General features: G+C 47.7%; 15 protein-coding genes and 1 tRNA gene. 13 read left to right on the forward strand and 3 right to left on the reverse strand.

Going from position 1 to position 12,865, the window contains the following annotated elements:
* The first annotated feature begins 3 nt into the window (after positions 1-3).
* From MARGE09_RS16280 to infA, 5 genes are all read left to right on the forward strand, one after another.
* Positions 4-561 carry an RNA polymerase sigma factor gene (locus MARGE09_RS16280; RefSeq protein WP_236983656.1) on the forward strand — a complete coding sequence of 186 codons (558 nt, stop codon included), beginning with the start codon at positions 4-6 and terminating at the stop codon, positions 559-561.
* On the forward strand, positions 543-1,232 hold the full coding sequence (locus tag MARGE09_RS16285; protein ID WP_236983658.1) for an anti-sigma factor: 690 nt from the start codon (positions 543-545) through the stop codon (positions 1,230-1,232). The genes MARGE09_RS16280 and MARGE09_RS16285 overlap by 19 nt, the downstream gene beginning before the upstream one ends.
* Complete coding sequence (locus MARGE09_RS16290; protein ID WP_236983660.1) at positions 1,222-1,890, forward strand: leucine-rich repeat domain-containing protein; 669 nt, start codon at positions 1,222-1,224, stop codon at positions 1,888-1,890. The genes MARGE09_RS16285 and MARGE09_RS16290 overlap by 11 nt, the downstream gene beginning before the upstream one ends.
* Before the next feature lie 89 nt (positions 1,891-1,979).
* On the forward strand, positions 1,980-3,260 hold the full coding sequence (locus tag MARGE09_RS16295) for a hypothetical protein (protein WP_236983662.1): 1,281 nt from the start codon (positions 1,980-1,982) through the stop codon (positions 3,258-3,260).
* Positions 3,261-3,960: 700 nt separating this feature from the next.
* Positions 3,961-4,179, forward strand: coding sequence for a translation initiation factor IF-1 (infA, locus tag MARGE09_RS16300; RefSeq protein WP_236983664.1), 219 nt, complete (start codon positions 3,961-3,963; stop codon positions 4,177-4,179).
* A 71-nt stretch (positions 4,180-4,250) separates the two neighbouring features.
* Here infA and clpA read toward each other — a convergent pair whose 3' ends face one another.
* Together clpA and clpS are read right to left on the reverse strand one after the other, a co-directional pair.
* A complete protein-coding gene (clpA, locus tag MARGE09_RS16305) occupies positions 4,251-6,530 on the reverse strand; it encodes an ATP-dependent Clp protease ATP-binding subunit ClpA (RefSeq protein WP_236983666.1) in 2,280 nt (759 codons plus the stop codon).
* A gap of 19 nt (positions 6,531-6,549) precedes the next feature.
* A complete protein-coding gene (clpS, locus tag MARGE09_RS16310; RefSeq protein ID WP_236983668.1) occupies positions 6,550-6,936 on the reverse strand; it encodes an ATP-dependent Clp protease adapter ClpS in 387 nt (128 codons plus the stop codon).
* Between the two features lie 249 nt (positions 6,937-7,185).
* Between clpS and cspD the strand changes: the two genes are divergently transcribed.
* The 6 genes from cspD to MARGE09_RS16340 all read left to right on the forward strand — a co-directional run bounded on the left by cspD (position 7,186) and on the right by MARGE09_RS16340 (position 10,602).
* Complete coding sequence (gene cspD / locus MARGE09_RS21645) at positions 7,186-7,482, forward strand: cold shock domain-containing protein CspD (protein ID WP_275068727.1); 297 nt, start codon at positions 7,186-7,188, stop codon at positions 7,480-7,482.
* A 55-nt stretch (positions 7,483-7,537) separates the two neighbouring features.
* Positions 7,538-8,149 carry a pseudouridine synthase gene (locus tag MARGE09_RS16320; protein WP_236983670.1) on the forward strand — a complete coding sequence of 204 codons (612 nt, stop codon included), beginning with the start codon at positions 7,538-7,540 and terminating at the stop codon, positions 8,147-8,149.
* Positions 8,146-8,610, forward strand: a complete 465-nt coding sequence (locus MARGE09_RS16325; protein WP_236983672.1) for an NUDIX hydrolase — start codon at positions 8,146-8,148, stop codon at positions 8,608-8,610. Before MARGE09_RS16320 ends, MARGE09_RS16325 begins: the two co-directional genes overlap by 4 nt.
* A 4-nt stretch (positions 8,611-8,614) precedes the next feature.
* Positions 8,615-9,739 carry a tRNA 2-thiouridine(34) synthase MnmA gene (gene mnmA, locus MARGE09_RS16330; protein ID WP_236983674.1) on the forward strand — a complete coding sequence of 375 codons (1,125 nt, stop codon included), beginning with the start codon at positions 8,615-8,617 and terminating at the stop codon, positions 9,737-9,739.
* 41 nt (positions 9,740-9,780) lie between these two features.
* Positions 9,781-10,425: a high frequency lysogenization protein HflD gene (hflD, locus tag MARGE09_RS16335; protein WP_236983676.1), complete on the forward strand. Its 645-nt coding sequence runs from the start codon at positions 9,781-9,783 to the stop codon at positions 10,423-10,425.
* 102 nt (positions 10,426-10,527) lie between these two features.
* Positions 10,528-10,602: transfer RNA gene (locus MARGE09_RS16340), tRNA-Arg, on the forward strand.
* A gap of 1 nt (position 10,603) precedes the next feature.
* On the opposite strand, the gene MARGE09_RS16345 is transcribed toward MARGE09_RS16340, so the two are convergent.
* Complete coding sequence (locus tag MARGE09_RS16345; RefSeq protein WP_236983678.1) at positions 10,604-11,386, reverse strand: methyltransferase domain-containing protein; 783 nt, start codon at positions 11,384-11,386, stop codon at positions 10,604-10,606.
* Between the two features lie 77 nt (positions 11,387-11,463).
* Between MARGE09_RS16345 and ppnP the strand changes: the two genes are divergently transcribed.
* Positions 11,464-11,748, forward strand: a complete 285-nt coding sequence (gene ppnP / locus MARGE09_RS16350) for a pyrimidine/purine nucleoside phosphorylase (RefSeq protein ID WP_236983686.1) — start codon at positions 11,464-11,466, stop codon at positions 11,746-11,748.
* Positions 11,749-11,845: 97 nt separating this feature from the next.
* Positions 11,846-12,853, forward strand: coding sequence for a response regulator (locus MARGE09_RS16355; protein ID WP_236983688.1), 1,008 nt, complete (start codon positions 11,846-11,848; stop codon positions 12,851-12,853).
* Positions 12,854-12,865: the final 12 nt, after the last annotated feature.

Below are 12,865 nucleotides of genomic sequence, written 5' to 3' on the forward strand. Positions count from 1 at the left end.
GGCATGAACAAAGAAGATAAAGAAAGTGAGATGCGAGCGCTCATTGCGCTGACAGCACTGGGCGACAGGCAAGCGTTTTATAAGCTGTACAGCATGACTAACGCCTACCTCAATGGCGTTGCTTTGGCGATGGTCAGGAATCAAGATGCCAGCAACGATATTTTGCAAGATGCATTCGTACAAATTTGGCATAACGCATCCAGCTATCAACCCGAGCGCTCAAAGCCCCTCACGTGGCTAACAAGCATTATTCGCTACCGCGCACTAGACCGCATCGCTAAAGACAAACGCTACCAACAAACCTTTATTCAAGACGAGGATGCCGAACCTCACTGCGATAACGGCCCTTGGAGAAATCTGCTCAAAAACGAAAACGCAAAACAACTGGCCTTATGTATCAACGGCCTTAGCGAAACCCAAGCGGCAAGTGTAAAGCTGGCTTATTTAAAAGGCTTTAGTCGCGAAGAGATCGCAACGCAACTCAAAACGAAAGTTAACACCGTAAAATCATGGCTTCACCGCGCACAGGAGAACCTCCGAAAATGCCTAATGCAATATTAAACGCCTACAATAAATGGGCGTTTTTGTACGTGACAGGTAGTTTGCGAGGCATCAAGCGCACACTGTTTGAGGCCATCATGAAGACCAATACCAACCTTGAACACGAGGTACTATTTTGGCAGGAACAACTCATATCACTAAACACCGAAAGCCTTGACACACCCGCCAAACCCGAAACTTGGCAAGCCATTAACAAACGGCTTGGCGCACAACCCAAATATCGCTCTCAATGGTTAACCCCCGCAATTGCAGGCGCCTCTTTCGCGAGCTTCTGCATCATTACGCTTGTGCTGTTGCTTTCTCCACCTTCGTCGCCACCACCAGATTATCTCGCCATTTTGGCTGATGCTAAGGGCTCGCCAGTCATTACTGCGGCAAGCTTTGAAGGTCAAAAACGATTAACACTGCAATGGTCCGCCAAACAACCACAGCGCGCTATGCAATTGTGGGCAAAATCGAAAAGGGACGGTCAATACCGATCCATTGCCGTACTCGAAACACCAACCCAAGCCCTGGAGCTTAGTATTGCCCAATGGCGCTTGATTACAGATGCACACAGTTTGTTGTTATCCGCCGAGGAGGAAGGCGGCTCCGCTATTGATGAACCCAGCGATCACGTTATTGCTTCAGGGCCGTGCATACGCATGGAGGAAGCTCACATTGACACCTAACCAGTTTATCCCGCTGATAACGCTGATTGTATTGCCTTTCTTCAGTGCTCCGGCCTATGCCAACCCCGATGACGCCTTTGCCACTGCACTGCAATACATTAGCGATGCGAACTTACGCAAGTGCCTACAAAAAGCGCAAGCACAGCACCACTGGAAAACGACTAAAGAAGTCACCCAAATAAAGTGCCACAGCAAAAAGATTTCGAGCATTCAGGGCTTAGAGCAATTTGTGGAAGTGACAGAATTATCTTTATTCAACAATAATATTGAACACTTACAGCTGCCGCCACTTACCAAACTTCGCAAACTCAATATTGCAAAGAATCCGCTGACCAAATTGCAGTTATCACACCCCGCGCTGGAGGAGCTATTTGTATTCAGCGCAAACCTGCAATTCCTGCACCTCAATCTTCCGGCGGCAACCACAATAAGAGCCAACAACAACCGCATAGAGGAATTCAGCTACCAACGACTCAGCCAACTTAACAAACTGTATCTATTCAATAACGAGCTACCGACTATGGACATTACTCGGCTGCCTGCGCTTGCGTTCTTAGATGTGCGGCAAAACCCGATGCCCGACGAGCTATACGATAGGATGGATCAACTCACTCATGTTACGACTTTTCACGACGGCAACGCAGAAGATTGGCAATAACAGCTAGCGCTATTGCAACCATAAAAATCCTTCGCTAAGGTGCGTCGCTGCATGTTCCCCAACAACCGTCGCAAAAGGAAGTAATTACCATGGCTGAGCACAGCCGCCTGATCGCACAGCCGTTAACCCTTAAGGCTTTTTTGTATGTAATGGCACTGTGGGCCTACCTCCCCTTCAGCCCTCACACTTATGCTCAACCCGCTCAACCTAAAGCTAAAGCCGGCGCCACAACACAACCGCTTGCCCTGAGCTTAAGGGGGCGGCTAGCCCAAATGGAACAGCTCAACGCTGGGCAAGCAGCCTCTTACCGGCTTCGATTAAGTTGGCAGCAGCCATTAAGCAAAACACTTGAAGGTAAAGTCGCCTTCGACCACATTGCTACCGGTTGGCAGGATAAGCACAGCGACGGCGTACGTTTTAATGCCATGCCGACAATACCTGACGCGCCTAGCACCCAAGTGAACGAGGCCTGGGTAAAAGGCCATTGGCAAGCTCTCGAGCTAAAAATCGGTAAACAGCGTGTTCATTTTGAAAACCAACGCCATTTAGGCGGCAACGGATTTTGGCAAAACGAGCAAACCTTTGATGCCGCCCAGCTTAATTATGCTGTCGGCATGTCTAGTGCGCTGCAGCTTAATTACCTATCAAAGGCGCACCGCATCACAGGCCCCAAAGCGAGCACACGGTTACAACCTTCGGATAATAACTTTTCTGACTTAAACGGGATACGACCAGCAAATTTACGCGGAGAACACGACTTAAAAACATTTGCTGCCGCTTTGAAAACGACAATATTGGATTTCAATAAGCTCGGTATTTACTACATCGACAATAACAACCTCAGTGTTCCCGCGCTTAACTACCGTAGTCTTGGCGCCAATTACCAATGGCGGTACGCCTTTGGCGCGGCGAAAGCGTTTATCGAAGCCGACCTTAGCGTTCAACAGCGTAGCCAAGTTAGCCATATCCCGTACACACGGTTTAAAGGTGCGGTCAATACTCACCGATGGCTATTCGCTATTGAACAAGAACAGCTCGGCAGCAAAGATAACACCCCTTACATCACCCCGATGGCATCTCTGCACGACTTCCAGGGCTTTGCCGACCAGTTCACGACAACGCCAGAACAAGGCGTAACCGACAATAGCCTTCAAGGCCAATACTCATACGGAAACTATAAAGTTGCCGTCTTTGCGCATCATTTTACGCGCTATAACAGTACGCATTTTCTTGGCAAAGCGCTGGACATCGACATTAAACTGCCCAACCTCAAACAAATCAAAACGCATTTTCGATACGCTTACTTTTGGGCACCTGCGACTAAAGTAGATACTCAGCGCATATTTTTGACAGCGTCAATAACGCTTTAACATGAGTCTAAACAGTAAACCTAAAGCCGCAGCTAAACCATGGTAGCTATTCAGCCGTGCTCAAATAGGTCGACAAACTGATCATTTTCTAGGCCACTCAAGCCATCCCTGGTCGCTACGCAAGCGTTCCAGACGCTTGAACCTAAAAACCGCAGTTGAACCATCAAAGTCTACGCGTTCCGCTGGCGCACCTCGCGCGCGATAAAAATGATTCATTACCAATAAGGTGACAGATAACCGCTCCCGCGTGATCTGCATTTCCCCCGTCCATGGCAATGTCCTTAACTTAAGGCAAGTTAAGCGGTAGGCGGTAGGCGGTGATTTTTCAGGACCGTCACGCGCTGGGAGCGCGTGCGGAGCGTCCATGGAGTGGCTTGAGCGAGTCCAGAAAAATTGTCGGCTGCCGCTAAGTTAATGACATTGCCGTCCATGGGGGTTACTACACATTTTTACTACACACCATGCACACCAAGGGAATACGCATATTTTGACTCTCAACTACGGTTTCTAGGGTTAAACTTGTCTACTCGCGCTCGGATTTCCGCCTATTTGCTGTAATCTGCGTTGTTTTCACGCTAAAAGCTTGGCTATCGGGCCAAGTTCAGGCAGAATTGCGCGCTTCAATAAAACCGCCTCCTGCGGTTGAGGTAGCGGCGCTGTCTGATAGCGCCAATTAGCGACTAAATGAGGACTTCGCCGAATGGCAAAAGAAGACAATTTTGAATTAGAAGGCGAAGTGGTTGATACCCTTCCCAATACAATGTTCCGGGTAAAACTTGAAAACGGGCACGTTGTAACCGCTCACATTTCAGGCAAGATGCGCAAAAACTACATCCGCATCTTAACTGGCGACAAGGTCAAGGTTGAAATGACACCTTACGATCTCAGCAAAGGCCGCATCACATACCGCGCCCGCTAAAGTAGATTCATAAAAAAAGGGGTAGCCTACAAGGCTACCCCTTTTTTTATTTCTTCGGTAAAGCTCAGGCATCAAGCACCTTCAGTCTCCAAAACGATCTTGCCGTCTTTAACCGATGCCACCACATTTCCGCCTTTATCCGACAGCTTGCCGAACAACACCAACTCAGCCAATGGTTTCTTGATTTGGTCCTGAATAATACGCGCCATCGGTCTAGCGCCCATTTTTTCATCATAACCATGCTCAGCAAGCCACCTCCTTGCTTCCTCAGTCACATTCAGCGATACCTTCTTGTCGTCTAGCTGGCTTTGCAGCTCAACTAAGAATTTATCAACAACTGTCTCGATCACATCGAAGCTTAAGCCGCCGAACTGGATAATGGAGTCCAAGCGATTTCGAAATTCTGGCGAAAACCCTTTTTTGATGACTTCCATGGCATCCGTAGTGTGATCTTGCTGAGTAAAGCCAATAGACGCGCGGCTTGAAACTTCAGCGCCAGCATTGGTCGTCATAATCAAAATGACATTCCTAAAGTCTGCTGCACGACCATTATTATCCGTCAATTTCCCGTGATCCATCACTTGCAGCAGTAAATTAAAGACATCAGGATGCGCCTTTTCAATTTCATCCAGAAGCACAACACTGTGCGGATGCTTGGTTACTGCATCGGTTAGTAAGCCACCTTGATCAAAGCCAACATAACCCGGAGGCGCACCGATTAACCGCGATACCGTGTGGCGCTCCATATATTCAGACATATCAAAACGCAACAGCTCTACGCCTAAAGCGCTCGCTAACTGCTTACATAACTCGGTTTTACCAACACCCGTAGGGCCTGCAAACAAGAAAGAGCCTACCGGCTTATCGCCAGAAACCAAACCAGCTCTAGAAAGCTTAATGGCCGAGGAAACTGCATCAACAGCATCTGACTGGCCAAAAACAGTCATACGCAAGCTATCCTCAAGTTTCATTAGCAGGTCTTTATCGGAAGACGATACTGTTTTAGGTGGAATGCGTGCAATTTTGGCAACCACCTCTTCTACATCTTTTACGCCGATTTGCTTTTTACGCTTACTTGCCGTTTGGAGCTGCTGGAAAGCCCCTGCCTCATCAATAACATCAATGGCTTTATCGGGCATAAAGCGGTCGTTGATGTACTTACCGGCAAGCTCGGCCGCTGCACGTAAAGCGCCATCGGTGTACTTGAGCTTATGGTGCTCCTCAAAGCGGCTTTTAAGGCCCTTAAGGATTTTATAGGTATCATCAATCGAGGGCTCATCAACATCAATTTTTTGGAATCGACGTGATAGCGCACGGTCTTTATCAAAAATACCGCGATACTCTTGGAACGTCGTAGAACCGATACAACGTAAATCACCATTCGTTAACAGAGGTTTAAGCAGGTTGGAGGCGTCCATCACACCGCCGGACGCCGCGCCGGCACCAATAATCGTATGGATTTCATCAATAAACAAAACTGCATGGTCACGTTTTTTAAGCTCAGCGAGCAACGCTTTAAAACGCTTCTCAAAATCGCCACGGTACTTAGTACCCGCTAACAATGCACCTAAATCAAGTGAATACACCACGCTTTTGCTGAGGATTTCAGGCACTTGGTTATCGATGATTTTTTTGGCTAAACCTTCAGCGATAGCCGTTTTACCAACGCCGCTTTCACCAACAAGCAGAGGGTTATTCTTGCGCCGGCGCGCTAAGATTTGAACCACTCGCTCAACTTCTTCGTCGCGTCCGACGAGCGGGTCAATTCGCCCCGTCCGCGCTTCTTCATTTAGATTAGTGGCATAAGAGTCCAACGGGTCCGTTGCTGCTCCCTCACCAGCCGGTGAAATGGCATCTTCGTCGTTTTGCTCTTGAGCAGAATCACCGCCGTGATGGTCTGACTGCGCACCACCAGAAACCTTTGTAATGCCGTGCGTGATGTAATTAACCACATCAATGCGCGCAATGCTTTGCTGCTTAAGGTAATAAACAGCTTGGCTTTCTTGCTCACTAAAAATGGCTACCAATACATTGGCACCCGTCACTTCGTTTTTACCCGAAGACTGCACATGAAATACCGCGCGCTGCAATACGCGCTGAAAACCCAAAGTCGGTTGCGTTTCCCGCTGATCATCGGCCTCAGGAATTAGCGGCGTGGTTGAATCAACAAACTCAAGCAACTCCTGTCGCAAAATATTCAAATTGGCGCCACATGAGCGCAATACAGCTGCCGCCGACTCGTTATCGAGTAGCGCCAACAATAAATGTTCGACAGTCATAAACTCATGGCGTTTAGAGCGTGCGCCCTTAAAAGCCGTGTTTAATGTCATTTCCAGTTCTTTGCTCAACATAGTCGCTTTACCTTATGTTCTAAGGATCTCCATCCTCTACAACGTCTATTTCGCATAGCAGTGGATGATGATGCTCGCGCGCATACTTATTGACCATCATGGCCTTGGTTTCTGCAACATCTTTGGAATAAATTCCACAGGTTGCTCTACCCTCAGTATGCACGGTTAGCATCGTGCGCGTTGCTTTCTCAGCATCCATACCAAAAAAATGCTCGAGCACTTCCACTACAAAATCCATCGGTGTGTAATCGTCGTTCAACATTACGACCTTATACATTGGTGGACGTTTCAATTTTGGTTTTTCTATTTCAACCGCAACATCGCCGTCCTGACCGTCATGCTCTAAAGAAGCTTTAATCACACACGTTCTACCTAATGGTAGCTGAAGTCTTTCTAGATTACCCATGATCTATACACGTCACAAATGATGAAAACTAGCGTCAATATTACCGCAGATAGCGCAAACTTGTGCGCACACTAGAGAAATTAGCAACAAAAACTTGACAGCCCTGCTCGACTTGATTACAAATTGTTCAACTATTGCCCAGTCTCGGTTTTTCAAATAATTTTTTGTGATTGCCGAAGCCAGAATAATAAAAAAACGTTGCATTCAATCGTGAATACAATACATCACAAATAACCAAAAGGTATAAAAATGCCATCAGGTATAGTGAAGTGGTTTAATAACGCCAAGGGTTTTGGTTTCATTTTGTCGGATGAAAATAGTGAAGATATCTTTGCGCACTATTCCGCCATAGAAATGGACGGTTTTCGCACCCTTAAAGCAGGACAATCTGTGGTGTTTGATCTTCAACAAGGGGAAAAGGGGCTACATGCGGCCAACATACGTGCAGCAGATGAGGTTTCTGGGCGGTCCATAACGCCAACCAGCGCAGCACACAACGAAGATGCAGAAGCAATGGCTTATGCCGATGAGCATGAGCACGTTTAATTTGCACTAACTCGCCAGCCCGTTACAATGCGCACTGTTTTTAATGTGCGTAACCATGGCGACAGTTCTTCTACTTAACAAGCCCTTTCACACCCTCACTCAATTCACTGATACCGAGGGCCGTAAGACGCTATCCGACTATATCGATACCCGTCGCTATAAAGGGTATTACGCGGCTGGAAGGTTAGACTACGACTCAGAGGGCCTTGTCGTTTTAACATGCGACGGTAGCCTTCAGCACCAATTAGCCAATCCCAAGTTCAAACTCCCTAAAACCTACTGGGTCCAAGTAGAGGGTCAACCCTCAGCAGCTGCTGTAACAGCGCTGGCCAAAGGTTTAGTGTTAAAAGACGGCCCAACAAAGCCCTGTCTTGCTAAAGTAATCGAGCCACCCTCGCTTTGGCCTCGGACCCCCCCTATTCGCGAACGCGCTAACTCGCCCACCCATTGGCTGGCAATCACCCTAACCGAAGGAAAAAACCGACAAGTACGACGCATGACAGCCGCCGTTGGTCTACCCACGCTGCGCTTGGTGAGAGCCCAAATTGGCAATTGGAAGCTCGACCACTTACAGCCCGGCGATAGCCGAGAAGAACAAATTCACCTACCGAAGTCTACACAACCCAATAAGCGAAGACCTAGAAAAGGCAAAGGTGACGCCCGATGAGCACCACAAGAACATGGAACCCTCACGTGACTGTAGCAACGGTCGTTTGTCGCGATAAAAAATACCTACTCGTCAAAGAACTTATCAACGGCCAAGAAGTTTACAATCAGCCGGCCGGCCACTTAGAGCCAGACGAATCCTTAATTGAAGCGGCCAAGCGCGAAACCCTTGAAGAAACCCGCTGGCATGTAAATATAGAGCATCTACTCGGTATTAGCCGTTATGTTGCCCCTAGCAACGGGGAAACCTATATCCGCTTTAGCTTTATTGCCAGCGCCACCGAGCACAACGAAGCGGCACATTTGGACGACGGTATTCTAGAGGCAATATGGCTTACGAAAGATGAAATCGTGCAATTAAAGCATGCTTTACGTAGCCCAATGATACTCAATGATATAACGCGCTTTGAGCAAGGCGATAAGCTTCCACTTTGCAGCCTTTACGACCACACAGAGAACTAATCCTATGCCATCACCTGAAACACCCAACAATAAAGTCATTGTCGGAATGTCCGGCGGCGTAGACTCTTCCGTTTCTGCATTACTGCTCAAAGAGCAGGGCTTTCAAGTTGAAGGCCTATTTATGAAAAACTGGGACGAAGACGATGGCACAGAATATTGTACAGCCAAACAAGACCTTGCAGATGCTCAAGCCGTATGCGACAAACTGCAAATTCCACTGCACACGGCCAACTTTGCCGCTGAATATTGGGACAACGTATTTGAGTACTTTTTAGCGGAATATAAAGCGGGCCGCACCCCAAACCCCGATATTTTGTGCAATCGCGAAATCAAATTTAAGGTGTTTTTGCAGTATGCCGAAATGCTGGGTGGCAGCCATATTGCCACAGGGCATTATGCGCGCACCCATATTAACGGCGCCGAAACACAGCTACACAAAGGGCTAGATCCAAACAAAGATCAATCCTATTTTTTACACGCGGTAGGCGGTAAAGAGTTTGCAAAAACGCTCTTCCCTATTGGCAATATCGAAAAACCCAAAGTACGCGCCCTGGCCGAGCAGCACGACCTAATTACCCATAACAAAAAAGACAGCACCGGTATTTGCTTTATCGGAGAAAGGCGCTTTAAAGACTTTTTAGCCCAGTACTTACCCGCCCAGCCAGGTAACATTGTTACAGAGACTGGCAAAATCATCGGCACCCACCAAGGCCTGATGTACCACACAATTGGACAACGCCAAGGCCTAGGCATTGGCGGCGTAGCAGGAGCCCCTGAAGAGCCTTGGTATGTTGCCGTTAAAGACCTCACCAGTAACGAGCTGATTGTTGTTCAGGGCAAGCATCACCCACTGCTAATGGCTGAAACACTCACAACAGAGGTTTGCCACTGGATAAACCCTACCACTATAGCCCCCAACAAAACGTTGGCGGCAAAAACGCGCTACCGCCAGCCCGACCAAGCCTGCAAAATAGAGCCTCACCAAACAATCAACCACTTGGGGCAAACCGTCAACGGTTTAAAAGTGAGCTTCGACTCGCCTCAACGAGCCATAACCCCTGGGCAATACGCAGTGTTTTACGATGGCGATCACTGCTTAGGTGGCGCTATTATCAACGCCGCCCAATAACGCGCTTATTATTGCAACCCACCGCCAATACAGATGATTAAATGAATTACAGTGCTCTGCAAAATCAAGCCATTGCCCTTGCCGGCATGCTACAGGCCCTTAGTCTAGTAAAAGAAATCGCCCGAACAGGCTATTTAAACAGCCAAGACTTTGAAACATGCATTAAAAGCCTATTTGAAGACAGCCCCGAATCCACCCTAAGCGTCTATGGCAGCCTTGGCTTACTTGAGCGCGGGTTTGGCACAACAGAAAGCTTGCTCAACGAACGCATAGGCAGCCATCAAAAGGACTTAATTAATTATGCCGTGGGGATCAACAACCTTGCCGGCAAACTACTGCGTAACAAAAACATGCTAGCAACAGTCGGCCAGCGCTTACACGACGCTAAACACCAAAGCACCCACTTTGGCGTTAGCCACGACAATGTAATCAGTAATATTGCCGATATATACAGCAAAACCATCAGCACCTTTTCCTACCGCATCCAGGTCAAAGGGGAATACACCTACCTACAACAACAGCGTGTCGCCGATCAAATCAGGGCGCTATTACTTGCAGCTATTCGGGCCTCTATTTTGTGGCGGCAAAATGGCGGGAGTGTTTGGCGCCTTTTGTTAGGCCGCAACAAGCTGCACAAGGAAGTACAGGCCTTGCTGGAAACGAGCAAGTACGAAAACCAAGCATAATGGCGACAGAAAATACAACATTGCCATGAACTGCCCCAACCATTTGGCTCACGCGTTAAAGGTTGCTAGAATTGCCGGCCGTTAAGGTAAACACCTAATAAAGTCCCCATAGTTTAATGGATAAAACGAGGCCCTCCTAAGGCTTAGATGTTGGTTCGATTCCAGCTGGGGACGCCATTTACAAAGGCTTTTGCACCAACACATGGACATAACGCCCTAATCCGCGGTATGGCTCTTGGTTAGACAAGGTCAATTCCAGCGCTTCGACGCTGTCGTAATCTCGCCGCTGCTGCTCCCTATCAAGTACATAATCGTGAAAAACCCTAACACCGCTGTGTGCCAAAACGCTTAACCCTAAGTGCTCCACTGCAGTCAATACGGCTTGCGGCTCGAGCGGGTTAATCGGCGTCAAACTGCCCTTTTGACCTTTCGTATCGCCATTAAGCACACGCTTATAATTAGTACGTAATAAATTCTTAAAAACCAGCCCATGCACATTATAAAAAAGTAACGACACATACCCCCCTGGACGCACAAGCTTTGTAAGCTCCACAATGGCCGACAGCGGGTGTTCAAGCCACTCTAAAACCGCATGGCACACCACCATATCGCAGCTATTAGGCGGAGTTTCTTTGCATAGCGACCACAAATCTTGTTGGATAAATTTAGGCTGTATTGCAAAGCATTGCTCTTTAGCGGCCGTTTGCGCCTTCGCTAGCATTTCACCCGATACATCCACCAAAGTTACCCCGTGCCCCTGGCGCGCCAACCATAAGCCAAACTGCCCCTGCCCGGCCCCAACATCCAAAACATCTAAAGCTGGGTTATTAGGAATAACCCCAAAGTCGCGCTCTAACACAGCCAAACGCAAACGTCCCTTGGGCGTATCGTAAATATTACGGGTAAAACGTTGGCTTAAATCGTCGAAATTGCGATCTTTTTCAGGGTGCTTCGCTGGCATTGCGCTCTCTTAGAATTCTTAGTGGACTATTGCGGCGGTTATTCTACAATGGCGCGCGTTTTATAGAGGAGACAAAAATGATAACTGTAAACGAATATTTTGACGGCAAAGTAAAATCCATGGCCATTAACTCTGGCTCTTTGCCGGCCACCATTGGCGTTATGCTCGCCGGCGACTACACCTTCGGCACCGACAAGAAAGAGATCATGACGGTAGTACAGGGCGAGCTTACTGTAACCCTGCCTGGCGAAAGCGCAGCGCGCACCTTTCGCAACGGCCAAGTATTTGAAGTACCTGCAAATTCAAGCTTTGATGTCACCGTAGCGATAGATACCGCCTACCTGTGCCAATACTGCGATTAAGCCAATGGGCTGCGCGTTAAAACACCAAACTGCGCAGCACATTTCATAACAGAGGCTAGACTTTAAGTGTTACCCGAACACGAGCCTCTGTTTTCTCATGTCACAGCCACATATTCTTTTTATTGACGACACTCCGTCCAACTTACATATCGCCGAAGCCTACCTCGAAGAAACCCAATGCGTGGTCGACTTTGCTGATGATGGCAATGCCGGCATAGCAATCGCCAAAAAACGACAGCTAGACGTAATATTTCTAGACCTCGAAATGCCCGAACCAGATGGCTTTGCAACAGCCCGCGCCATTAGAGCATTTTCCAGCACGCCCATTATTGCCATGACAGGGCATAACGAAATAGACATCAAGAGCAAACTCTCTCAGTCGGCATTCAACGGATATATGGGTAAACCCTTCAGCTACGAAACACTCATTGAGCAGATAGAAAAATTCACAGGTGTTAAAATCGCTACCCCTGTAAATCAGGACGCAGCAAAACACTCATCAGTAGAGCCCTCACAAGATACCGATCGTACACAAATATTAGATTTACAAGCCGTTAACGCCCGACTGAAAAACAACACCTCGTTAATTAACAAGATTTTACAAAGTTTCGCCAAAAATAATACGCACACCTACAAAGCGTTTTGCGAGGCCCTCGATCAAAAAGACTGGGTAGTAGCAAAGCGCATTTGTCATACGCTTAAAGGCGGCGGGGCCAATATTGGCGCAACAAAATTATCCAACCTAGGAGCCACACTCGAAAAACAATGCGGCCAAAAAGAGCAGCCCTCTATAGCGCAAATGAACAACCTAAAAAAACACATATCACTCACCATCGCCGCCTGCAATCAACAACTAGCCACAGGCGCCCCGCAGGCTACAGCTGCACCTGCAGCCACCATAAATAAAGAGCAAATCAAGCAAAAACTTACCTGTGTTCTCAACAATTTAGAAACAGATGTTGGTCTCGCACAAGACGAGTTAGATGAGCTCGATGCAAAAATTGAAAACAACGATGACATCCAAAATATGGTCAGCCTATTTAATCAATTTGAGCTAACTAAACTCGCAAACTGCATCGAAAACTATTTACACAGTCATCCTTAAAGCGGAAAATAT

This window comes from Marinagarivorans cellulosilyticus (assembly GCF_021655555.1).
Taxonomy (GTDB): Bacteria; Pseudomonadota; Gammaproteobacteria; order Pseudomonadales; family Cellvibrionaceae; genus Marinagarivorans; species Marinagarivorans cellulosilyticus.